The following is a 22,899-nucleotide window of genomic DNA, read 5'->3' on the forward strand; positions in this document are numbered from 1 at the left end:
GGTTCGGATGGTGTGAGCGGTGCAGGTGCTTCAGGTGCAGATCGAGGTGGGGGCCGACCCCTCGGAAGTGGGACGGGCCCGTAGGTGGGCGCGGTCGCGGCTCGCCGGGTGCGGGATAGGGCTCGACGAGCCGCTGGCCGAGACGCTGATCCTGCTGATCTCGGAGCTGGTCACCAACGCCGTGGTGCACACCGGCTGTCCGGCCGTCCTGCGGATGCTCCTCCCCGGCACCGCGAGCCCCGGTGCCGCGAGTCCTGGCGCCGTGAGCCCCGACGCGGCGAGCCCTGGTGCCGTGGGCCCTGTCGGTCCGGCGACGGGAGGTCGGCCCGGCACGGTCTGGCCCGGCCCGGTCCAGTCCGGCACGGTCCGCGTCGAGGTGGCCGACATCAGCGCCCGGCCGCCGACGCGGCGGTGGGCCGAGGGTGGCGACACGGGCGGCAGGGGTCTGGAGTTGGTGGACGGACTCGCCGACCGCTGGGGCTGGCAGCGCGAGGGCGCCGGCAAGCGCGTCTGGTGCGAGGTCGACCGCGGTGGGCAGTGCTGGAGTAGTGCTTTCGAGCCACAACACGCCGCGACAAATCGGGCGTAGTCGACAAAGTCCAGACCAGGTGTTGACGTGAAGTGGTCACGTGATCACCCTTGGATGCAGCGATTCGTTGCGAGGGGACGTCGAGAGGTCCGGCTGTCCTGGGCTGCCTTGGCGAGTGCGGGTCGCGATCCGGCGCGACGACAGGGCTGAGGCGCCGGAGCTGGTTGGCGGCGCACGGTGCCGTGCTCGGGGTGCGCATCTGTGCGCCGCCGCCCACCCGTTGCCCCGGGAGCCTGCCGGGCCCCGCCCGGAGCCGGCCGGACAGGGGGCGGCCGGAATTGCGTTGACCCCCTCCGCACCCTGGGATGTACGTCAGAAGATCGCCACAGGCGCCACTGGCGTTCCCGTCCCGCCGACGAACGGCTCCGGCATGGCCGCCAGGAAAAAGGCGTAGCGCCGCTCTTCCGCGCACACGACGGAGAGTTCCTCCAGATTCCAGTTCTGGCCCTGCGGCATGCCCATCTCCACCAGATCGAGCGCGTGTACGGGCATCCAGAGGTCCGCGATCTCCGGCGGGAAGATCTCGAACGTGAGGGTGTCATTGGCGACGGCGGCCACATCGCGGGCGTGGAACCACTCGGGCGTGCGGATCGACAGGCCGGGGGAGGGGTGGGTGTACGCGTGTTTGTCGCCGGCCAGGAAGTGTTTGATTTGCCCCGTCCTGACGAGCACGATGTCGCCCGGCCGGACCGTGACCCGGGCCAGTTCCTCCGCCGCCTCCAGATCCTCCGGCGTGACGGCGTGGTCGCCTTCGAGCCGGTCCACGCCCCTGGCGCGGGCGACGTCGAGCAGTACGCCGCGCGAGACGATGTGCCCGGCCTTCTCCACGCCGTTGAAGGCCGAGCGGCCCTGGGCGGTGATCGAGTCCGCCGGGCGGCCGTTGTAGAGCTTCCCGCCGTGGGAGACGTGCGAGAGCCCGTCCCAGTGGGTACCGGCCTGCAGCCCCATGGTCACGACGTCGTCGCTGGTGGCGACGGTGCCCGGTCCGAACAGCTCCACGTTGATCGCCACCATGGTGTGCAGCGGGTTGACCCTGCCGGGGATCACCCCCGTCTGCACGCCGTCCTGGTGCAGGGGCAGCGCGAGCGGAACCCGCCTTCCGGTGGCCACGGTCGCGGCGGCCTCGCGCACCACCGCGTCGGTGATGAGGTTGAGCGTGCCTATCTCGTCCCCCTCACCCCAACGACCCCAGTTGTTAACGCGCTTGGTCAATTCGTAGAACTCGGACGGCAATGGCATGGAAGTCCTCCCGGAGGGTGGCTGTGCGGCTCCGCCGCGGCTTCGGCCGCGGGGCTTGTGCTCACGCCCGTGCTGCCCAAAAATCTAACGGACCGTCAGAAACTCCGGGAGGGGGCCAGGCCGTGGGGGACTTCTTGGCAGGCAAAGTGGTCGCCGTCACCGGCGCCGGACGGGGGATCGGCAGAGCGGTCGCCCTGGCGTGCGCCGCCGAGGGTGCCCGGGTCGTCGTCAACGACTACGGGGTGTCCGTGGCGGGCGAAGAGCCCTCCAGCGAGATCGCCACCGCCGTCGCCAAGGAGATCGAGGCCCTCGGAGGCGAGGCCACGGCCGTCGCGGACGACGTCTCCGCAATGGCCGGCGGCCGGCGGATCGTGGACACGGCGATCGCCCGGTACGGTCGCCTCGACGGCGTCGTCTGCGGAGCGGGCATACTCCGCGAGCGCATGATCTTCAATATGACCGAGGAGGAATGGGACCCGGTCATCGCCACCCATCTGAAGGGCACCTTCACCGTCTTCCGCGCCGCCTCCGCCGTGATGCGCCACCAGCGCGCCGGCACCCTCATCGGATTCACCAGCGGCAACCACCAGGGAAGCGTGTCCCAGGCCAACTACGCCTCGGCCAAGGGCGGGATCATCTCCCTCGTCCGCAGCGCCGCCCTGGGGCTGTACAAGTACGGCGTCACCGCCAACTGCGTCGCCCCCGTGGCCCGCACCCGGATGTCCGCCGGCGTCCCCATGGAACTCAAGGAGATCGGCGAGCCCGAGGACGTGGCCCCCCTGGTCGTCTACCTGCTGGGCGACCGCGCCCGCGAGCAGGGCGTCACCGGGCAGGTCTACACCGTCGCCGGACCCAAGATCGCCGTCTGGGCCCAGCCGCGCGAACTGCGCGCCGCCTACGCCGAGGGCCGCTGGACCCCCGAACGGATCGCCGAGATCCTCCCGGAGACTGTCGGCACCGATCCGATGCCCCTGCTGGACCGGCTCCGGGCGATGGCCGACGCGGCCGCCTCCGGCCGGCGCCCCAACGCGTGACACGACGGACCGCGAAGGGAGAGGCGCAGCGCCATGGACTTCGCATTCGGGCCGGAGGACGAGGCCTTCCGCCAGGAGGCCCGGACCTGGTTGGCCGAGCATCTGCCGGGACACACGGCCCGCCACCGGGACGCTGACGGACGCCCCGCGCCCGGCCGCGCGTGGGAGCGAGAACTCGGCACCGACGGCTGGATCGGCCTCGGCTGGAGCCCCCACCGCGGCACCCACGGCAACCGCACGGCCTCCCTCACCGGACAAGTCGTCTGGGCCGAGGAGTACGCCCGCGCCGGGGCGCCCGCCCGCCTCGGCCACCTCGGCGAGAACCTCCTGGCACCCACCCTCCTCGCCCACGGCGACGACGCCCAGTGCGCCCGCTTCCTCCCCGCCATCGCCCGGGGCGAGGAGATCTGGTGCCAGGGCTACAGCGAACCCGGCGCGGGCTCGGACCTCGCCGGTGTCCGGACCACCGCCACACGCGCCGACGGCGGCCGCGTCTACCGGATCGACGGGCAGAAGATCTGGACCTCCCTCGCCCACGAGGCCGACTGGTGCTTCGTCCTCGCCCGCACCACCGAGGGCTCACGGCGCCATCATGGACTCTCCTTCCTTCTCGTGCCGATGGACCAGCCCGGCCGCGTCGAGGTCCGGCCGATCCGCCAGCTGACCGGGACCGCCGACTTCAACGAAGTGTTCTTCGACGGCGCCGAGGCCCGCGCCGAACACCTCGTCGGCGGCGAGGGCGACGGCTGGCGGGTCGCCCTGGGACTCCTCGCCAGGGAACGCGGGGTCTCCACCCTCGTCCAGCAGATCGGATTCGCGGCCGAACTGACGCGGGTGGTCCGCCTGGCCGTGGAGTCCGGCGCCGCAGAGGAGCCGGCGGTACGGGACCGGCTCGTACGGCAATGGGCCGAACTCCAGGTCATGCGCTGGAACGCCCTGCGGACCCTGGGGGCCGCGGACACCCCCGGGGCGCCCAGCGTCGCCAAGCTGCTGTGGGGCGGCTGGCACCAGCGGCTCGGTGAACTGGCGATGCGGGTGCGTGGCGCTCCCGCCACCCTGGGGCCGGACCCCTGGAGCGCCGGCAGCCCGTACCGGCTGGACACCCTGCAACGCCTGTTCCTCTTCAGCCGAGCCGACACCATCTACGGCGGCTCGGACGAGATCCAGCGCAACATCATCGCGGAGCGCGTACTCGGTCTGCCCAAGGAGGCACGGACATGACGGCGTACGGGCACTGGATCGCCGGCGCCTGGCGCGCGCCGGAAAAAGGGCACTATCCAGTTGTCAATCCGGCGACCGAGAAGGTCGTCGGGGAGGCCCCGGAGTCGACTCCCGCCGAAGTCGCCGACGCCGTGGCCGCCGCGCAGGCCGCGCAGGACGGCTGGTCCCGTACGGATCCGCGCGAGCGCGCGGCCGTACTGGACCGGATCGCTGATCTGATCACCGAGCGGAGCGAGGAACTCGCGCCCCTCCTCCAGGCCGAGACCGGCGCGACGACACGCGTCACCTCGACCATGCAACTCCCCACCGCCGCCGAACGCTTCCACCGGTACGCGCGGGGCGCGACGGAATCACGCGTCATCCCTCTCGCACCGCGCCCCGTCAGGGCGAGCCCCCTCGCACCCGGCGGCCTGCTCGGCGCCGCCGCGGTACGCCGCCCCGTGGGCGTCGTCGGCTGTATCACCTCCTACAACTTCCCTCTCGTCAATCTCGCGGGCAAGGCGGCGCCCGCCCTGGCCATGGGCAACACGGTCGTCGCGAAGCCGGCGCCCCAGGACCCGCTCTGCTGCCTGGAGCTGGCCCCGTTGTGCCGCGAGGCCGGGCTTCCCGACGGGGTGTTCAACGTGATCACCGGCTCGGGCGCGGGAGCCGGGGAGGCGCTCGTGGCGCACCCCGGCGTCGACATGATCAGCTTCACCGGTTCCAGCGCGGTGGGAAAGAAGATCGCCGAGGCCGCGGGGAGGTCGATGAAGCGCACCCTGATGGAGCTGGGCGGCAAGGGCGCGGCCATCGTCCTGGAGGACGCCGACGAGGTGGCGATCAAGTCGGCGGTCGGGGCGGTCGGTTCGGTCTGGTCCTTCCACAGCGGGCAGATCTGCACGGCGCCGACCCGCGTGCTCGTCCACCGGTCGCTGTACGAGCGGGTCGTCGCCGGTCTCACACGCTACGCCGGGTCCATGATCGTCGGGGACCCTGTGGATAACTCCACGGTCGTGGGTCCGTTGATCTCCGCCGAGCAGCGCGACCGCGTCGAGGCCCACATCGCCGGGGCCCGTGACCAGGGCGCCCGCATCCTCGTCGGAGGCACGCGCCCCGCCGTCCGCCCGGGCTTCTACGTCGCCCCCACCCTCATCACGGACGTCACCCCCGACATGGCCGTCGCCCGCGAGGAGATCTTCGGCCCCGTCGTGGCCGTGCTCGTCTTCGACGACGAGGACGAAGCGGTCCGTATCGCCAACGGCACCGCGTACGGACTCCACGACTACGTCTTCAGCGCCGACACCGGCCGCGCCTGGGCCCTCGCCGCCCGGCTCCGCAGCGGGAACGTCGGAGTGAACACCGTCCAGCGGCACCCCGAGACGCCCTTCGGGGGATTCAAGGAGAGCGGGATCGGCCGCGATGGCGGCTCGTTCGCCCTGGACGCGTACAGCGAACTCCAGTCGGTCGTCTGGCCGTCCTGAGCCCTGCCCCGGCGAGGGCAGGCGACGAAGGCGAGGGCCGCCGATGAGAGGACCACCGATGGGAGGACCCCGATGAGAGGCGTCATCTTCGACGGCGAGCGGCCCCGGTTCGTCGACGGCCTGGAGGTACGGGACCCGGGCCCCGGCGAGGTGCTCGTCGCCGTCACCGCGGCCGGCCTCTGCCACAGCGATCTCGCGGTCGTCGACGGCACCATCCCTTACCCCCACCCCGTGGTCCTCGGGCACGAGGGCGCGGGCATGGTCGAGGCCGTCGGGCCGGGCGTCGCACACGTCTCACCCGGCGATCACGTCGCCCTGTCCACTTTGGCCTCCTGCGGCGCCTGCGCCGACTGCGACCGGGGGCGGCCGGCCATGTGCCGGGCGGCCTTCGGCAGGCCCGGCAGGCCGTTCCGGCGGAACGGGGAGAAGCTGTTCCAGTTCGCGGCGACCTCCGTCTTCGCCGAGCGGACGGTCGTCAAGGCCGTCCAGGCCGTCAGGCTCCCCGCCGACGTACCACCGGCCGCCGCGGCACTCCTCGGCTGCGGCGTCCTGACCGGTGTCGGCGCGGTCCTCAACCGCGCGCGCGTGGGCCAGGGCGAGTCCGTCCTCGTCATCGGGGCGGGCGGGGTCGGCCTCAACGTGCTGCAAGGCGCGCGGATCGCCGGTGCCGCCCCGATCGTCGCCGTCGACGCGAATCCCGCGAAGGAGAACGCGGCCCGGCTCCTCGGTGCCACGCACTTCGTCGACGCCTCCGCCGGCCGCGACGTCCTCGCCGCCGTCAGGGAGGTCCTGCCCGCCGGCGCCGACCACGCCTTCGAATGCGTCGGCGACGTCCGGCTCGTCCGGCAAGCGGTGGACCTCCTCGGGCGCCACGGCCAGGCGGTCCTCCTGGGCGTGCCGCCCATCGGGGCGGAGGCGTCGTTCCCGGTCTCGTCCCTCTACCTGGACAAGTCGATCCTGGGCTGCCGCTACGGCTCGTCCCGGCCGCAGCACGACATCGCCCTCTACGCCCGGCTGTACCGGGAGGGCCGCCTGATGCTCGACGAACTCGTCAGCCGGATCTACCCCGCCGAGGAATTCACACAGGCCATGGACGACATGAACAACCGTACGGTGACCCGGGGCGTCCTCTCCTTCGACCGGTGAGCCGGTCGTCCTCCAAGTGATCCCCGCCGCGGGTCTTGCGCGGGCCGTCGCCTGAGTGTGGGGTTGGCCTGTGCCTTTTGTGCCGAGCGGCCCGATTCCGGACCGGCCGGAACGGAACCTCGCGGCCTCTGGGGGAATCTTTCTTGGAGAGAGGGGCTGACATGACACAGCAGGCTGAGCCGCACCCGATAGCGGAAGAGACACCGGACGAGGCGACGGACGCCGCGTCCGCGCCGTGCTGCGCAGCGCCGCACCGGACGAAGCGCGACGACGGGTTCGGCGCGGCGTTCTGCGCCTCGATGGCCGCGCTCTGCGCGGAGACCGTCGTCGCCGCGACGGTGGGTGTGCTCATCCTTCTCTCCCGGGAGCACGACGGGCTCCCCGAAGGTCCCCTCCTGATCGCCGCCGTGGCCCTCGGCGCCCTGCTGCTGACCGTGCTGATCAGTGGCTTCGTCACGGCCGCCCTCGTCATGCCCGCGCTGACGCTGGCGCGGCGGACGGCACACGCGCGGGAGCGGAGTGCCGGCGCGCTGTGGACCGCCGGGGCCACGACCGCCGTCGCCGCGGCGGCCGTCGTCGTCTTCGGTGGCGTGGCCGCGCTCGGCAGCCTCTCCCTCGCCTGGCCGTTCAGCTATCCGATCTGGTGGGGCGCCCTGACGGTCGTCCTGGTGCCCGCCGCCCTGGCCGGCAGGGCGGCCGCTCGTCGCGCTCGCGAGGGCCGCTCCGGCAGCGTGGCCCGCCGGGTGACGCGTGACGGTCTGCTGGCCTGGCTGGTCGTCGGCGCGATCGGCGCCGGGGTGTACGGCACGGGCCTGGTGAGCGTGTACGAGCCGCCGCGTCTGACCAAGTCGGACCTCGCCGGCACCTGGACGGACGGCCGTGGCGGCACGGTCAAGCTGGCCTCGGACGGCAACGCGATCGCCGAGGGGCTCGACAACTTCATCTGGGACGGCACGGGCAAGGACCGGCCCAAGGACTGTGACGGCTCCGGCACCTGGACGCCGGTCAAGGACGGCGGCCGGGTGCAGGGCGTCTCCATGCGGATCAGCTCCTGCGAGCTGTCCCGGGACTGGAGCGTCATCGGTACGGAGAAGGAGCCGCGGATCTTCCACGAGATCGGCAAGCCGGGCTCCGGCAAGCGCTATGTGCTGACGAAGGTGGTCAAGCACAGGAAGAGGTGATGGGAGGGGGCGCGGCAGGGCGGACGCGCCCGTCAGGGGCGGGACGCCCCCTCGTCGTACGTCCCGAACGCGTCGAAGGTGCCGAAGCCGCCGCGGTGGAACAGCAGGGGGCCGGCGCTCGCCGCGTTCTCGTCCGTCCCCAGGGCCGCCACGCGCCCCACGATGATGAGGTGGTCCCCGGCCGTGTGCACCGCGTGGATCACGCAGTCCACCCAGGCGGGCACGTCCTCGATCCTGGGCGAACCGGTCGCCGGAGCGGGGCTGTGGAGGACTCCGGCGAACTTGTCGGCCGTTTGCGCGCCGCTGACCGCGAAACCCCGGCACAGCGTTCCTTGTCCGGAGCCCAGGATGTTGACGCAGAAGACGCCCGCGCGGGCCACGCGGGGCCAGGTCGTGGACGTGCGGCCGACCATGAAGACGACCAGGGGCGGGTCGAGGGACAGTGAGGCGAACGACTGACAGGCGAAGCCGGCCGGAGGCTCGCCGTCCGCTCCGGGCGCCGTGATCACGGTGACTCCGCTGGCGAAATGCCCCAGCACCGTTCGGAAGGCCTCCGGGTTCGGCGGAGGGGGCTCGTCCGCTCGTACGGCCCGCAGCGCCGGGCGGGGGAGCGGGGGGAGGCGCGGGGCGACCGGGGCGGGTGAGCCGGCCGATCGCAGATACCTCAGGGCGACGTCCGCCATACCGGCGTGTCCCATCATGACCCCCATTGAATCTGATGGTGTGTGAGATCGGTACCCCGTGCGCGGGACCCGGTGACCATGACGGTCACCGCCCCCGGAAGGCGGGGCTCCGGCGTTCGAGGAAGGCGACGACGCCCTCGGCCGCGTCCGCCGTCGTGGCGTTGATCTCCTGCGCGGCCGCCTCGGCGGCGAACGCCGTGCCGCGATCGGCGTCGAGCGAGGCGTTGACCAGTTGTTTCGTCAGGGCGAGGGCACGGGTCGGGCCGTCGGCCAGCCGCTGGGCCCAGGCCCGTGCCGTCTCGTCCAGCTCTTTGTCCGCGACGACTCGGTTGACCAGGCCGAAACGTTCCGCCTCGGTGGCGGAGAGCGCGTCGCCGAAGAACATCAGCTCCTTCGCCCGGCGCGGGCCCACGAGGCGGGTCAGCAGGTACGCGCCGCCGCCGTCGGGGACCAGGCCCCGGCGGACGAACACCTCGAGGAAGCGGGCCGACTCCGCGGCCAGGACCAGGTCGCAGGCGAACGCGAGATGCGCGCCGAGCCCGGCGGCCGTGCCGTTCACTGCGGCGATCACGGGCTTCTCGCAGTCCAGCACCGCGCCGATCAGCCGCTGGGCGCCGTCCCGGATCGTGCGGGCGACATCGCCGGGGGCGCGGTCGGTGAGGGCCGCTCCCGGAGCCGCCCGCAGGTCGGCGCCCGAGCAGAAGCCCGGGCCGGTGCCGGTGAGGACCACGGCCCGGACGGCCGGGTCGGACGAGGCCCGGCCGAAGTGGGAAATCAGGTGTTCGCGCTGGTCAGGGGTGATGGCGTTGAGGGCGTGGGGCCGGTTGAGGGTCAGCCACGCGACCCCGTTGTCAGTGGTGTGCAGTACCAATGACTCAGCGGATCCGGTGGACGCGGTGGACCCGTCCGGTTCGTCGCGTCCATCGGGCCCGGGGGATGTCTCACGGGGGGAGAGCGTCATGGGGAAGCTCCTTGTCCAACGGGCTGCTGTCCAACGGGCTGCTGTCCAACGGGCTGCTGTCCAACGGGCTGCTGTCCTACGGGCGGCCGGGCGCGGCCCGGCCGCGCGGGTTGCGGCGGATGTGCCAGGTGTTTCAACGGCAGACGGCCAGCGCGTCGAGGGCCACGGCTCCCTGGCCGCGCTCCAGCACCACGAGCGGGTTGATGTCCAGCCCGGCGAGGCCGTCGCCCAGCTCCAGGGCCATGCGCTGGACGCGCAGGACGGTCTCGACGAGGGCGTCCACATCGGCCGGGGGAGCCCCCCGGACGCCGTCCAGCAGGGCCCGTCCGCGCAGTTCGCCGAGCATCGCCCGCGCGTGGTCCTCGCCGAACGGCGGTACGCGTACGGCGGTGTCGTCCAGGACCTCCACCAGGACGCCGCCCAGGCCCGCCGTCACAGTGGGGCCGAAGAGGGCGTCGTGCGTGATGCCGACGGTCATCTCGACGCCCTGGCCGACGAGCTGGCAGACGAGCACCCCGTCCAGCGGCAGCTCCTCGTAGCGGGCGATCTCGGTCAGCTCCCGGTAGGTGTCGCGGACCTGGCTGGCCGAGGTCAGCCCGATCCGCACCAGGCCGAGCTCCGACTTGTGGGCGAGCCGCGGCCCCGAGGCCTTCATGACCACGGGATAGCCGATCTGGCCGGCCGCCCGGACGGCCGCGGCGGCGCTGGTCACCAGCTGCTCCCGGGGTACGCGTATGCCGTACGCGCGCAGGAGCTGCTTCGCCGCGTGCTCGCTCAGCTGCTCGCCCGGCCGCAGCAGCGCCCGCGCCTTGCGGGCGGACGGGGACAGGGTGCGCGGGGCGTCGTCGAAGGGGGAGCGGTAGCCGCTGGTGAAGCGGTGATGGCCGAGGTAGGCCCGGACGGCGGTGACGCAATTGGCGAACGTGCGGAAGGTGGCCACGCGCGAGGAGCCGAGGAGGGTGGTGCGATAGGCGTCCTCGGTGCCGATGGGCGAACCCCACACCACACAAACGAGTTTGTCGGTCTTCTCCGCCGCGTCCACGAGGTCCCGTGCGAGGCGGTCGCTCAGGGGCGGGAAGGGGCCGGTGATCGGGCAGACGAGCACACCGACGGACGGGTCGGCGAGGATCGCGTCGATGATCTTCCGTCCGCGCCAGTCGCCGACCGGGTGGCCGCCGTTGTCGACGGGGTTGGCCACGCTGAGGTAGTCGGGGATCCACTGGTGGAGTTCGCTCTGCTTCCCGGCGGACAGGACGGGGAGGTCGAGGCCGGCCGCGGAGGCGAGATCCGCGAAGTGGGCTCCCGTGCCACCGGAGATCGAATACACGGCGACGCCCTGGGCGCGGGGCGGGCGGGCGCGGGCGAGCAGGGCCGCGGTGTCCTGGAGCTCGTCCAGGCCGTTCACGCGGATCACGCCGTACTGCCGCATGGCCGCGTCCACCACGTCGTCCGCGCCGGTGAGCTTGCCGGTGTGGGTGGCGGCGGTGCGGGCGCCCGTCTCGGTCCGGCCGACCTTGACCATGACCACGGGCACCTTGTGGCGGGCGGCCCGGTCGGCGGCGAGCAGGAACGCGCGGCCGTCCTTGAGCCCTTCCACATAGGCGGCGACGGCCCCGACCTCGGGCCGGGTGGCGAAATAGGAGAGGAAGTCGGCGCACTCCAGATCCGCCTCGTTGCCGGTCGGCGCCCAGTGCGAGAGCCGGATGCCCAGCTCCTGGAGGGCGAAGACCGGCCGGCCCTGGTGGCCTGACTGGGTGATCAGGGCGATGGCGGGGCCGTCGAGGTCGTCGCGGAAGCGCTCGAAGGCGTTCAGGTTGGTGTTCGGGCCGAGCAGACGGGTGCCGGAGCCCTGGAGCGCGGCGGTGAGCCGGGCCTGGGCGGTGGCGCCCTCGGCGCCCGTCTCGGCGAAGCCGGAGGCGAAGACGACGGCGAACCCGGCCCGGATCTCCTTGAGTTCATCGAGCACGGGGACCGGGTCGCCGACGAGCAGGACGGCGAGGTCGATCCGCTCGGGAAGGTCGCGGACGGAGGCGTGGCAGGGGAGGCCGAACACGGTCGTACGGGTGGGGTGAACGGGGTGGACGCGGGCGCCGACGCGCTCGGCCCAGTCGATGAGCTGCCGGGTGATGGCGGTGTTGGGCCTGCCCTCGGTCTCGGAGGCGCCGATGACGGCCACGGTCTCGGGGCGGAAGAGCCGGTCGAGGTCGGGGACGTCCGAGGAGAGGGGACGCCCGCTGACGTCGGTGTCCTCGGCGGTGGCGGTCGTGCCATGGACAGCAGGGCCCGGGTGGCGGCCGCAGGCCGCCACCCGGGCGGGACGGGAGGTGGTGGTGAGGGTGCCGTGAGTCGATCCGAGCATCGTTCTCGCCCACTCCTGCTCAATGGCCGATAAGCTGATGGTAAGTCAGATTACTGAGCTGATGGTCCATCAGGAACAGGGTGTGCGCCGAAACGATCGGAAACGGAGCGGGGAGGAGGACCCCTTGACGCGACCGGCGAGGGCCGACGTGCCGGAGATCGACGACTTCACGCGCCCCTACTGGGCCGCCGCCGCCGAGGGACGGCTGCTGATACGCCGCTGCCGCGCCGCCGGGTGCGGGCGGGCGCACCACTACCCGCGGGAGTTCTGCCCGTACTGCTGGAGCGTGGACGCCGGCTGGGAGGAGGCGGGCGGCGGGGCGACGCTCTACACCTGGTCCGTCGTCCACCGGAACGACCTCCCGCCCTTCGGCTCGCGCCTGCCGTACACGGCCGCCGTGGTCGACCTGGACGAGGGGCCGCGCATGACGACCGAGGTGATCGACTGCCCCGAGGGGGAGCTGAGGATCGGCATGCGGCTGCGGGTGGCCTACCGGCCTGTGCCCGACACCGGAGTGGTGGTGCCGGTCTTCCGGCCGGAGGGGGCGGGGGCGGTCGGGTAGCCCATCGGCCGGGCTCTGGGCAGGTGGTCCGCCGGCCGGGCGCCAGCAGGTAGCCGTCGGCCCGGCGTTGGCACGCGTCAGTCGCGGCCGAGCACGACCGTCCCTGACGAGCAGAACCAGCCTCCCGTCCCGGAGGCGACGGCGAGCCGGGGGAGGCGGCCGTGGGCCCCGCGCACCTGGCGGCCCTCCTCCGCCTCGCCGCGCAGCTGCCGCACGGCCTCGACCAGGAGGAACAGGCCGCGCATGCCGGGGTGGCAGGCGGAGAGGCCGCCGCCGTCCGTGTTGACGGGCAGCTCGCCGCCGGTGGTCAGTCTGCCCTTCGCCACGAACGCACCGCCCTCGCCCTTGGCGCAGAAGCCCAGGTCCTCCAGGGTCACGAGGGTCATGTAGGTGAAGGCGTCATAGAGCTCCGCCACCTCGATCTCCTGGGGTGTCACACCCGCCCGTGCGAAGGCCTTCCGGCCGGAGAGCGCGGCCGGGGTGACGGTGAAGTCCTCCCAGGCGGACATCGTCGCGTGCGAGACGGCGGTTCCGGTGCCCAGCACCCACACCGGCGGCTTCGCCGTGTCCGGTACGTACTCCTCGGTGGCCAGCAGGACGGCGCAGCCTCCGTCGGAGCGTACGCAGCAGTGCAGCGTGGTGAAGGGGTCGGCGACCATCGGGCCGCCGAGGACGTCGTCGACCGTGAGGGGGGAGCGGTACAGGGCGTACGGGTTGTGAAAGGCGTTGGCGCGGGTTTGAACGGCGATGTCCGCCAACTGTTCCAGGGTGGTGCCGTACTGGTGCATATGGCGGCGGGCGGCCATCGCGTACTTGGCGATGAGGGTGTGCCCGTAGGGCGCCTCGAACTGGGCCGGGCCGCGCGTCCCGAAGGACAGGGCGGCGGTGCGCCGGCCGGCCTTGATGTCGGCGCGGGCGGTGGAGCCGTAGACCAGGAGCACGGCCTCGGCGTGCCCCTGGGCGATGGCATCGGCGGCGTGCGCGGCCATGACCTCCCAGGTCGCCCCGCCGACCGAGGTCGAGTCCACCCAGGAGGGCCGCAGCCCCAGGTATTCCGCGACCTCGACGGGCGCGAGCGTGCCGAGCCCGGCGGAGGCGAAACCGTCGATCAGGGATCTGTCGAGCCCGGAGTCGTCGAGGGCGCGACGGGCGGCCTGGGCGTGCAGGGCGTAGGGCGTGACCGCGTCGAGACGACCGCAGTCCGAGAGGGCGACGCCGACGACAGCGACCCTGCGCGTGCCTGGAGTCATGGAACTGACGGTACATCAGATCATTCGGGCGCGGTCTGGGAAAGCGTGGGCACTCTCCCTAATATGACGCTCCGTCAGTCAGGAGGTGGCTCTGCCGATGGACGCCGCGTTCAGTGACGAACAGGAAGAGATTCGCCGTACGTTGCGCGAGGTGCTGGCCAAGCACGCGGGCATGGACGAGGTCAGGGCGGCGGTGCTGACCCCGGCCGGTCATGACACGGACCTGTGGCGGCGGCTCGCCGAGCGGCCGGGACTGCCCGGTCTGGCCGTCGAGCGGCGGTACGGAGGGGCCGGCTGCGGCTTGCTGGAGCTGGCTTTGGCCTGCGAGGAGACCGGGCGGGTGCTCCTGCCCTCACCCCTGCTGGCCACGTCCGCCGTGACCGTCCCCCTGGTCGCCGCCCTGGGCACGCGGGAGCAGCGCGACGACCTGCTGCCGCGTCTGGCGTCCGGCGAACTGACCGGGACGCTCGCCGTCCCCCGTGGCACGCTGCCGGACGCGCTCGGGCTGACCGGGCCGGAGGGCGCCAACCGGTCGGGGGACAGCGGCCCGTCGGGGGGCAGCGACCGATCACGGAACAGCGACCGATCACGGAACAGCAGCCGATCGCGGGACAGCGACCGGCCGTGGGGCGGCGACTGGGCGGGTGGCGGCCGGGCGGGCGGGGTGCAGGCCCGGCGCTCCGGCGACGGCTGGCGGCTCTACGGGGAGGCCCGGCAGGTGCTCGACGGCCACAGTGCGGGGCTGCTGCTGGTCGCCGCGCGCACGGGAGGCTACGCCGACTCCCGCACCCTGCTCTTCGTCGTGCGGCCCGGGACGGCCTCCGGGGTGACGCGGACCAGGCTGACCTCGCTGGACGAGACGCGTCCCCAAGCCCGTGTCGAGCTCCGGGACACCGAGGCGGAGCCGCTCGGACCGCCCGGTTCCCGTGTCCGGGGGGAGCCGGCCCTGGTGGGCGCCGGTGTGGCGGCCGTCCTCGCGGCCGAGGCGGTGGGGGCGGCGGACCGGGCGCTGGAGCGAACGGTCGGGTACGCGCGCGTGCGGGAGCAGTTCGGCAGGCCGATCGGCTCCTTCCAGGCGGTCAAGCACCGGCTGGCGGACCTGTACGTCGCCGTGCAGGCCGCCCGTTCGGCGGCGTACTACGCCGCGTGGTCCGGGCGGCCCGCGGCGGCCGGTCTCGCGCTTGCGCAGGCTCTGGAGACCGCCAGGAAGGTCGCCGGCGAGGCCGTGCAACTGCACGGAGGCATCGGGGTGACCTGGGAGCACGAGGCGCAGCTGTACTTCAAACGAGCGGCGTCGGACGAGCTGCTGTTCGGCCCGGTGGACCGGCTACGGGCCCGGGCGGCCGGGACGGCCGGGCTGTTCGACACGACGGGGCCGTTTGACGCCCCGGGGGAGAGGGAAACGGTGGTGCTGTGATGGCGACGGTCGAACGTCTCGTACAGAGAATCTCCTCGACCCGGTCGTTCGCGCGATGCGCTCCGCATGTCGTTCCGTCGCTCGACCGCGCGGTGCACCGGCTGACGGGCGGCAGGGTGCTGCTGAGCACCCGTCTGCTGCCGAGCTGTCTGCTGACCTCCACCGGCGCGAAGAGCGGCCTGCCCCGCAGGACACCGCTCGCGTGCATGCCCCTGAAGGGCGAGGACGGAACGGTCGGTATCTGGATCCTCGTCGGCAGCAACTTCGGCCGCCCCGGGCATCCCGCCTGGTCGGCGAACCTGCTGAAGCACCCGGATGCCGTGATCAGCTGGAAGGGGCAGGACGTCCCGGTGGGCGCGCGGTTGCTGAAGGGCGCGGAGCGGGAGGAGACGTGGGCGGCGGTGGTGAGGTTCTGGCCGCCGTACGCGCGTTACCAGGAGCGCGTGGAACGGGAGATACGGCTCTTCCGGCTGGAGCGGCGGTAGCGCCGCCGGGGCCCTTCGCCGGAATGCGGCACGGCGGGGCGGCCCGGGCTCGACGGCCCGGGCTGCCCCGCCGCCACGATGACAGGACGTGCGAAGGACGGGCGTCCCTGCCGCGCCGGCACGTTCGAAGTGCCCGCACGCCGTGGGAACGCGACGGTGCAACGCGGCGCGCGGACGGGCCGGGTGGCCGCGTCGGACGCGACGGCGCGCGATCGCTACTTGGTCGGCTTCTTGCCGGTGATGCCCAGGTGGACGATGAGCGCGAGGTTCGGCTTGAGCTCGGCCTGCTTGACTCCCCAGCTCTGGAAGCCCTTCTGGTGCGAGGCCACCGCGGCGAGCATGGCGACGAGCGAGCCCGCGACGGCCGCGGGGTTGAGGTCCTTGTCGACCTTCCCCTTGGACTGGAGCTCCTTGACCGAGTCCGTCAGGGAGTTGGTGACGGCGTTGAGGATCTTCATGCGGATCTTGTAGAACCGCTTGTCGCCCTCGGCCGCGCCCAGGTCCACGACGCGCAGGATCGCGTCGTGTTTGCGCCAGAAGCCGAGGAAACCGTCGACCAGTTCCTCGGCCGCCTGCCAGCCGGCCTTGCCGACCCAGGAACGGCCGGCGACGAGATCGGTGAGGCTCGCGCCTTCCTTCGCCATTTCCTCGGCGATTTCGAGGACGGCGCCCTCGACGTCGGGGAAGTACTGGTAGAAGGTCGCCGGAGAAGTCCCGGCCCGGCGGGCGACATCGATGACCTTGACATCGCGGTAGGGCGAGGAGCTGAGCATTTCGCTGAGGCAGTCGAGCAGCTTCTGCCGCGTCGCCTGACCGCGCCGACCGGCCACGCGGCCGTCGACGGTGCGTACTTGTCCTGTCATGCCGTCAGCTTACCGAGGGGTGATCGGAGCGCGATTCGGCCGCATGCAAATGGGGGCAGGGGTGGGCGAAGGTATGTAATCGCAGGTCAGACGGTGTTGGAAGGGGCGACGGGAGAGCCGGACCGGATTGGCCCGTACCGGTGAATTGTCCTATCAACAAGCTGTGGACGGGGAAGCCGGCGACTCCGATTTCCGGTTATCCACAGGCCGCGCGAGATCCTCGATCTGCCTCTACCGTGGCTGCGAGAACACTCCGCGTAGCAGACGTCTCGCCCGCCCGCGCGGAACCCGACCGCGCGCGGAAGGAGCCGCACCATGAGCGCAGCCACGGAAGGATTCCGGGAAGGCGCGCCGTGCTGGGCGGACGCCATGCTCTCGGATGTGGAAGCGGGCAAGCGCTTCTACGGCGGACTTCTCGGCTGGACATTCGAGGACAGCGGGGGCGAGTACGGGCACTACACGCAGGCATTCCACGACGGGAAGAACGTGGCCGCGCTGGCGCCCAAGCCGGACGGCCGGTTCCCGACGGCCTGGTCGATCTATTTCGCCTCCCCCGACGCGGCGGCCACGGCGGACCGGATCAGGGCGGCGGGCGGGCAGATCTTCATGGGCCCGATGTCCATCGGCCCGTTCGGCACAATGCTGATGGCCGCCGATCCCGGTGGTGCCGCCTTCGGCGTCTGGGAGGCCGGCAGTCACCGGGGCTTCGAGAAGCGCGGCGAGCCGGGCTCGTACGGCTGGGCCGAGGTGTACACCTGGGACGCCCCGGCGGTCGACCCCTTCTACGAGGCGGTCTTCGGTTTCACCACGCATGACGTGAGCGAGGAGGCGGGCATCGACTTCGCCGTCTGGACGCCCGCCGGGGCCCCGGGCACCCCGGAGAACGCGGTCGCGGGCAGAGCCGTCATGGACGAGCGGTTCCCCAAGGAGATGCCCGCGCATTTCCTCGCCTATTTCGTCGTCGAGGACTGCGACGCGGTGGTGCGCGAGGCACTCCGGCTGCACGGGCGGGTGCGCAGGGAGCCTCAGGACACGCCGTACGGACGGTTCGCGGTCCTCGCCGACGATCAAGGGGCCGACTTCGCCGTGATCGACGTCGCGCACCAGGGGCAGGGGTAGCCGACGGGCGCGGGGAGGGCCGCTGAGCAGCAGGTGAGAGGGGCCGTTCCGCATGGCGTGGCATATGGCCCCATATGGCGGAGACACGGCGAAGCGCGCCCCGGGTTCGCAACCGAGGGCTTCGCCAGGAAGAATCTGGGGTGCGTACCCCGGGATAATTTCGCGGAGAGACGCTGCACGGGGCTTGAAACCCTTCAAGCCCCCACGGGGAGGTGGCAGGTCAGTGGTGGAGCAGCTTACGCAGCACGACCCGAGACGGATCGGCCCGTTCGAGGTGCTCGGCCGACTCGGTGCCGGCGGCATGGGGCTGGTCTATCTCGCCCGCTCGGCGTCCGGCCGACGGGTGGCGATCAAGACGGTGCGTACGGAGCTCGCGGAGGACCAGCTCTTCCGTGTCCGTTTCACCCGTGAGGTGGAAGCGGCCCGTGCGGTCAGCGGTTTCTACACCGCCGCCGTCGTCGACGCCGACCCCAGGGCGGCCGTGCCCTGGCTGGCCACCGCCTATGTCCCCGCCCCCTCGCTCGAGGAGATCATCACCGAGTGCGGGCCGCTGCCGGCCCAGGCGGTGCGCTGGCTGGCCGCGGGCATCGCGGAGGCGCTCCAGTCCATCCACGGCGCCGGGCTCGTCCACCGGGACCTCAAGCCGTCGAACGTGCTCGTGGTGGAGGACGGGCCGAGGGTCATCGACTTCGGCATCGCCTCCGGTGTCTCCAACACCCGGCTGACCATGACCAACGTCGCCGTCGGCACGCCCGCGTATATGTCGCCCGAACAAGCGCGCGACTCTCGTAGTGTCACCGGGGCCAGCGACATCTTCTCCCTCGGTTCCACCCTGGTCTTCGCGGCGACCGGCCACGCCCCCTTCCACGGCGTCAACCCGGTCGAGACCGTGTTCATGCTGCTCAGGGAGGGGCCCGACCTGAGCGGGCTGCCGGACGAGCTCCGGCCCCTGATCGACTCCTGTATGCAGATGGCCGCCGAGAACCGGCCGAGCCCCGCCGACCTCCAGTCGCAGCTCGCCCCCCATCTGTTCGCCTCCGGTGGGGGCGACGACAGCGGCACGGCCTCGGCCTGGCTGCCCGACAACGCCGTCACCCTGATCGAGCAGCGCCGCGCGGGCCACCGCCCCTCCGCCAAGGGCACGGGCGCGGCCGACCGCTCCCGTCAGGCCGTCCCGCCCCGGCCCGCCCAGCCCCCGGCACCGGAGCCCGTGGCGGCCTACGAGCCGCACGGCGGCCCCGGCGGCCACAGCGCCTCTGGCAGCCGCAATGCCCCCGGCTGGAGCGACGGACGCGCGGGCACCGGCACGCCCGACCCGCGCGGCGGGCTCAGCGGACCGCACAGCGTCAGGCCGGTGGCCGGCGCCGGAGCCGTCGCGCACGGCCGCCACGCCGGCGCGCCCTCCGCTTCCGAGGGGGCCGTGCGGCTGGCTGGATCGCAGGTGCCGATCGGTCCGGGGCCGAAGGTCGCCGACGCCCGGGAACCGCACGCGGGCACCGGCGCCAGCGCCACCACCGGATGGGTCCGGCCCCCGGCCGGCGCTTCGGCGGCGGTCGTCCCCAGCCAGCCCCCGGTCGCCGCCCCCGACGGCGGGGTCACCGCGCAGACGGAGCAGGGCCGCTGGCGGCCGTGGCGGTTCCGGATGTCGAACGACGTCTGGGGTACCCCCGTCGTCTCCGGCGACCTGCTGTACGTCACATCGTTCGAGGTACACGCGCTCGATGTGGCCAGCGGACGGCGGCAGTTCAAGACCCGGGACGTGGCCTGGGCGATGGCCGTCGCCGATGGCCGCATACACGCCTCCGACGGGCCGACGCTGTACGCGCTCGACGCCTCCGACGGCACGGAGCGGTGGCGGCTGTCCACGGACGGCTGGGTCTACTCCCTCAAGGCCGACCGGGGCACGATCGTCACCGGCACGCGCGGCGGGGGAGTCCAGGCGTGGGAGGCCGCCAACGGCGAGCTCCTGTGGGAGATGAACGGCGCCCAGGCCGACTTCGAGACCCCCGACTGCGGGCCGTTCGTCCACGACGGCACGGTGTACGTCTGGTCCGACGCGCGGCTGCGCGCGCTCGAGGCCCGTACGGGCGTGGAGCGCTGGTCGTACCCGGTGGGCGACGCGGCCTCGTGCGGCGGTGTGCCCGTACGGCTGCTGCCCGCGCCGGACGGCGTCGTCTATGTCGCGGCCGGCACGCGGGTGCTCGCCATCGACGTGGCCCGGGGGGATGTGCGCTGGCGCTTCGAGGCGCCCGCGGTCTTCCTGAGCCCGCCCGCCTTCGCCGCCGGTCCCGCCGTGACCGGCGGGGGCGTCTACATCGCCGACTATCTGGGCACCGTCTACGCCCTGGACGCGGCCACCGGCCGTGACCGCTGGCGCATCGCCACGGAGTCCCGGCAGTCCACGGAGCCGGTGCTGGTCTCCGGGGGATCGGTCCACCTGGGCAGCGGCGGCGCGCTCTACACGCTGGACGCGGTCACGGGCACGCCGAAGTGGCGCTTCGCGGCCGGCGGAGACATCGTCGGCACACCCGTCGTCGCCGACGGCCGGGTGCACTTCGGCTCCGCCGACCACTGTCTCTACACGGTGGACGCGGCCGGGGGTCAGCTGCGCTGGAAGCTCGCCACGGGCGGGGAGATCACGGGGTCGCCGGTGGCGGCGGGCGGGGTCGTCTACGCGTGCAGCAAGGACCGGTGCGTTTACGCGTTGGACGCGGGGAAGGGGACGGGGCACGTTCGGCGCTGACGCGCCCGGGTTTGTTTCCGGGTGCGGGCTGGTGGTCCGGTTGCGCCCACCCTCCCCCAGCTACCGCTGGGAGGTGCCCCCAGCCCTGCGGGACGATTGCCCGCAACCTACCGGACCCGGTAGTTACGGGTGCGGCTGGTGAAGAGCTCGGCTTGCTTCGAGGCGGCGATGTTGCCCAGCTCTATCAGGTGGGGGGCCAGGGCATGGGTGTGGGATCTGCTCTGCTCCCTGGTCGACCACAGGGCGCGGACTGTGCCCTGGACCGGCTCGGTGGGGTAGGAGGCGATGACCGCCGCCGCGCGCAGAGCCGCCGCTGCGGCCTCTCCGGGCGGGGTCAGCTCCGAGACCAGGCCGATCTCATGGGCGCGGCGCGCCGAGAGGCGTTCGGCGGTGCCCATCAGTGCCACGCGCGCGGCCTCACCGAAGGGCATGCGCTGTGCCATGTACGCGGCCTCGTAGGCGCTGACCATCCCATATGACGTGTGGGGGTCGAAGAACGTCGCGTTCTCGGCGGCGACGATGAACTCGGCCTCCCCCAGCAGGTAGAAGGCGCCCCCGCACGCCATGCCGCCCACCGCCGCGATGACGGGCTTCCACAGGTCGGCGGCCTTGGGGCCGACGGTGCGCAGCGGGTCGTCCTGGGAGTACGGGGAGCCCGGCTGGGGGACGTCGGTGGAGCGGTCGATGCCCGTGCAGAAGGCATGGTCCCCGGCGCCGGTCAGCACGATGGTGCGGACGGCGTCGTCGCGGCGGAACTCCGCCCAGAGCTCCTTGAGGCGCGCGGCCGTCGCGAGGTCGATCGCGTTGTGTCGCTCTGGCCGGTCGAGGGTGACCAGCGCGACGCCGTCCGGGCGGTGTTCGGTACGGATGGTCATGGGCGCTCCAGCAGCCAGCGCGGCACGGTCACCCCGGCCGCGAGCTCGGTGAAGGTCACCTTGACCGGTGCCCCGATCCGCAGCCGGGACGGGTCGACGGAGTCGAGCGCAGCGTCCGGCGCGGCGACGAGATTGCCGACGAGACGGATGCCGGGGGCGTCGGTGAGCTCCACGACGACGACGTTGTACGGGGCCTGCTCGGCGTAGGCGGGCAGCAGTGGCGGGTGGGGCAGGACGTACGACCAGACGCGGCCGCGGCCCGAGACGCGGTGCCATTCGACGGCGAAGGACTGGCAGCGCGGACAGCAGGGCCGGGGCGGAAAGCGCAGCCGGTGGCAGTCCGCGCAGGCCTGGACCCGCAGTTCGCCGCGCGCTGCGAACTCCCAGAAGGGGCGGCCGTCCTCGTCCTGGATGGGCAGCAGGAGGCCGTTGTCAGTGGTGCCCTGCATCATGGAGGACATGAGCACTCAACTCCTCAGCAGAAGTGCCGAAGTGGGGACGCCCTCGCCTGCCGTGACCAGGCATGTCGTCGCGCCCGGCACCTGTGCCGTGGAGGTGCCGCGGAGTTGTCTGACCCCTTCGTTGATGAGGTTGAAGCCATGGACGTAGGCCTCGCTGAGACCGCCGCCGCCGGTGTTGAGGGGGAGCCGGCCGCCGAGTTCGAGAGCGCCGCCCTCCGAGAAGGCCGCGCCCTCGCCGCGTCCGCAGAAGCCATAGCCTTCGAGCGACAGCGGGATCAGCGGGGTGAACGCGTCGTAGATCTGGGCGACATGGATGTCCTCGGGCCCGAAGTCGGCCGATTTCCACAGGTGCCGGGCGGCGGTCCAGGACGGGCCGGACAGCGGATCCTCCGTCCAGTAGTTGACCATGCCGTGGTGCTGGGCGGGCAGCCCCTGGGCGGCGGAGTGGACATAGACCGGGGTGGTGCGGCAGTCGCGGGCGCGTTCGGCGGCCACGACGACGCAGGCCAGGGCTCCGTCCGTCTCCAGGCAGTTGTCGAAGAGGCAGAGGGGTTCGCTGATCCAGCGGGAGGTCATATACATCTCGCGCGTCAGCGGCCGCTCGTACATCACGGCGGCGGGGTTCTGGTTGGCGCGGTTGCGGCAGGCCAGGGCGATGTTGAAGAAGTGGTCGCGGGTGGCGCCGTACTCGTGCATATAGCGGCGGGCGAGCATCGCGATCTCGTCCACGGGGCGCAGTAGGCCGTACGGGCGGGTCCACTGCCCCGGGGTGGGGAGCTGTGCCCGCGTGTCCCGCCACGGGCGGGGGCCGGAGCCGCGCTTGCGGGAGCGCCAGGCGACGCCGACGGTCGCCTGGCCCGTGCTGATCGCGGCGGCGAGGTGGGCGACGGTCGCGCAGGAGCCGCCCCCGCCGTAGCCGACGCGGGAGAAGAAGGTGACGTCCCCGGCGCCGATGGCCTTGGCGACCTCGACCTCGTCGGTGGTCTCCATGGTGTACGAGGCGAAGGCGTCCACCTGGGCGGGGGAGAGGCCCGCGTCGTCCAGCGCGGCGAGGATGGCGCGACAGGCCAAGCTCTTTTCGGATGCGGGAAGTTGTCGGGCGAATGGGGTCTGACCGATGCCGACTATCGCGGTGGTGTCCTTGAGCGTTGCCGTCATCGCCGCCTCCGTGCTGTCGATGCTGACAGCGCGGAAGGCTATCGCTAATCTGACGATGCGTCAGCCAGCTGACGGGGTGCGGAACCTGGGGCG

General features: G+C 72.5%; 20 protein-coding genes. 11 read left to right on the forward strand and 9 right to left on the reverse strand.

Annotated elements, in window-relative coordinates; all coding sequences use genetic code 11:
- The first annotated feature begins 19 nt into the window (after positions 1–19).
- Entirely contained in the window at positions 20–589 is a 570-nt protein-coding gene (locus tag ACFYZR_RS15270; RefSeq protein WP_391910195.1) for an ATP-binding protein, read from the forward strand.
- A gap of 312 nt (positions 590–901) precedes the next feature.
- On the opposite strand, the gene ACFYZR_RS15275 is transcribed toward ACFYZR_RS15270, so the two are convergent.
- Positions 902–1,828, reverse strand: coding sequence for a cyclase family protein (locus ACFYZR_RS15275; protein WP_391910197.1), 927 nt, complete (start codon positions 1,826–1,828; stop codon positions 902–904).
- A gap of 122 nt (positions 1,829–1,950) precedes the next feature.
- Here ACFYZR_RS15275 and ACFYZR_RS15280 point away from each other — a divergent pair, with 122 nt between their 5' ends.
- The 5 genes from ACFYZR_RS15280 to ACFYZR_RS15300 all read left to right on the forward strand — a co-directional run bounded on the left by ACFYZR_RS15280 (position 1,951) and on the right by ACFYZR_RS15300 (position 7,870).
- The gene (locus ACFYZR_RS15280) at positions 1,951–2,862 is read left to right on the forward strand and encodes an SDR family NAD(P)-dependent oxidoreductase (protein ID WP_391910199.1); all 912 of its coding nucleotides are present in this window, start codon (positions 1,951–1,953) and stop codon (positions 2,860–2,862) included.
- Positions 2,863–2,895: 33 nt separating this feature from the next.
- A complete protein-coding gene (locus ACFYZR_RS15285) occupies positions 2,896–4,083 on the forward strand; it encodes an acyl-CoA dehydrogenase family protein (protein ID WP_391910201.1) in 1,188 nt (395 codons plus the stop codon).
- Positions 4,080–5,543, forward strand: a complete 1,464-nt coding sequence (locus ACFYZR_RS15290) for an aldehyde dehydrogenase family protein (RefSeq protein WP_391910203.1) — start codon at positions 4,080–4,082, stop codon at positions 5,541–5,543. Before ACFYZR_RS15285 ends, ACFYZR_RS15290 begins: the two co-directional genes overlap by 4 nt.
- A 72-nt stretch (positions 5,544–5,615) precedes the next feature.
- Positions 5,616–6,689 carry an alcohol dehydrogenase catalytic domain-containing protein gene (locus tag ACFYZR_RS15295; RefSeq protein WP_391910205.1) on the forward strand — a complete coding sequence of 358 codons (1,074 nt, stop codon included), beginning with the start codon at positions 5,616–5,618 and terminating at the stop codon, positions 6,687–6,689.
- 161 nt (positions 6,690–6,850) lie between these two features.
- A complete protein-coding gene (locus tag ACFYZR_RS15300; protein WP_391910207.1) occupies positions 6,851–7,870 on the forward strand; it encodes a hypothetical protein in 1,020 nt (339 codons plus the stop codon).
- 32 nt (positions 7,871–7,902) lie between these two features.
- On the opposite strand, the gene ACFYZR_RS15305 is transcribed toward ACFYZR_RS15300, so the two are convergent.
- The 3 genes from ACFYZR_RS15305 to ACFYZR_RS15315 all read right to left on the reverse strand — a co-directional run bounded on the left by ACFYZR_RS15305 (position 7,903) and on the right by ACFYZR_RS15315 (position 11,873).
- Positions 7,903–8,580, reverse strand: coding sequence for a flavin reductase family protein (locus ACFYZR_RS15305; RefSeq protein ID WP_391910209.1), 678 nt, complete (start codon positions 8,578–8,580; stop codon positions 7,903–7,905).
- A gap of 58 nt (positions 8,581–8,638) precedes the next feature.
- Positions 8,639–9,514: an enoyl-CoA hydratase/isomerase family protein gene (locus ACFYZR_RS15310; protein WP_391910211.1), complete on the reverse strand. Its 876-nt coding sequence runs from the start codon at positions 9,512–9,514 to the stop codon at positions 8,639–8,641.
- 133 nt (positions 9,515–9,647) lie between these two features.
- The gene (locus ACFYZR_RS15315; RefSeq protein ID WP_391910213.1) at positions 9,648–11,873 is read right to left on the reverse strand and encodes an acetate--CoA ligase family protein; all 2,226 of its coding nucleotides are present in this window, start codon (positions 11,871–11,873) and stop codon (positions 9,648–9,650) included.
- A gap of 124 nt (positions 11,874–11,997) precedes the next feature.
- On the opposite strand from ACFYZR_RS15315, the gene ACFYZR_RS15320 reads away from it, so the two are divergent.
- A complete protein-coding gene (locus ACFYZR_RS15320; RefSeq protein WP_391910215.1) occupies positions 11,998–12,435 on the forward strand; it encodes a Zn-ribbon domain-containing OB-fold protein in 438 nt (145 codons plus the stop codon).
- A gap of 77 nt (positions 12,436–12,512) precedes the next feature.
- On the opposite strand, the gene ACFYZR_RS15325 is transcribed toward ACFYZR_RS15320, so the two are convergent.
- Complete coding sequence (locus ACFYZR_RS15325; protein ID WP_391910217.1) at positions 12,513–13,685, reverse strand: acetyl-CoA acetyltransferase; 1,173 nt, start codon at positions 13,683–13,685, stop codon at positions 12,513–12,515.
- Positions 13,686–13,782: 97 nt separating this feature from the next.
- On the opposite strand from ACFYZR_RS15325, the gene ACFYZR_RS15330 reads away from it, so the two are divergent.
- Complete coding sequence (locus ACFYZR_RS15330; RefSeq protein ID WP_391910219.1) at positions 13,783–15,102, forward strand: acyl-CoA dehydrogenase family protein; 1,320 nt, start codon at positions 13,783–13,785, stop codon at positions 15,100–15,102.
- Complete coding sequence (locus ACFYZR_RS15335) at positions 15,102–15,587, forward strand: nitroreductase family deazaflavin-dependent oxidoreductase (protein ID WP_391910221.1); 486 nt, start codon at positions 15,102–15,104, stop codon at positions 15,585–15,587. Before ACFYZR_RS15330 ends, ACFYZR_RS15335 begins: the two co-directional genes overlap by 1 nt.
- Positions 15,588–15,802: 215 nt before the next feature.
- Here ACFYZR_RS15335 and ACFYZR_RS15340 read toward each other — a convergent pair whose 3' ends face one another.
- Positions 15,803–16,450, reverse strand: coding sequence for a TetR family transcriptional regulator (locus tag ACFYZR_RS15340; RefSeq protein ID WP_391910223.1), 648 nt, complete (start codon positions 16,448–16,450; stop codon positions 15,803–15,805).
- A gap of 315 nt (positions 16,451–16,765) precedes the next feature.
- On the opposite strand from ACFYZR_RS15340, the gene ACFYZR_RS15345 reads away from it, so the two are divergent.
- Positions 16,766–17,569 carry a VOC family protein gene (locus ACFYZR_RS15345; RefSeq protein WP_391910225.1) on the forward strand — a complete coding sequence of 268 codons (804 nt, stop codon included), beginning with the start codon at positions 16,766–16,768 and terminating at the stop codon, positions 17,567–17,569.
- A 223-nt stretch (positions 17,570–17,792) separates the two neighbouring features.
- The gene (locus ACFYZR_RS15350; protein WP_391910227.1) at positions 17,793–20,312 is read left to right on the forward strand and encodes a PQQ-binding-like beta-propeller repeat protein; all 2,520 of its coding nucleotides are present in this window, start codon (positions 17,793–17,795) and stop codon (positions 20,310–20,312) included.
- Between the two features lie 107 nt (positions 20,313–20,419).
- Here the strand turns inward: ACFYZR_RS15350 and ACFYZR_RS15355 are convergent, their stop codons facing one another.
- Genes ACFYZR_RS15355 through ACFYZR_RS15365 form a run of 3 tightly spaced genes read right to left on the reverse strand, consistent with a single transcriptional unit; the run spans position 20,420 to position 22,806 of the window.
- Positions 20,420–21,187, reverse strand: a complete 768-nt coding sequence (locus tag ACFYZR_RS15355) for an enoyl-CoA hydratase/isomerase family protein (protein ID WP_391910229.1) — start codon at positions 21,185–21,187, stop codon at positions 20,420–20,422.
- A complete protein-coding gene (locus ACFYZR_RS15360; RefSeq protein WP_391910231.1) occupies positions 21,184–21,648 on the reverse strand; it encodes a Zn-ribbon domain-containing OB-fold protein in 465 nt (154 codons plus the stop codon). Before ACFYZR_RS15360 ends, ACFYZR_RS15355 begins: the two co-directional genes overlap by 4 nt.
- A gap of 6 nt (positions 21,649–21,654) precedes the next feature.
- Positions 21,655–22,806 carry a lipid-transfer protein gene (locus ACFYZR_RS15365; RefSeq protein ID WP_391910233.1) on the reverse strand — a complete coding sequence of 384 codons (1,152 nt, stop codon included), beginning with the start codon at positions 22,804–22,806 and terminating at the stop codon, positions 21,655–21,657.
- Positions 22,807–22,899 lie beyond the last annotated feature (93 nt).

The sequence above is a fragment of the Streptomyces sp. NPDC001678 genome, from assembly GCF_042892945.1.
GTDB lineage: Bacteria > Actinomycetota > Actinomycetes > Streptomycetales > Streptomycetaceae > Streptomyces.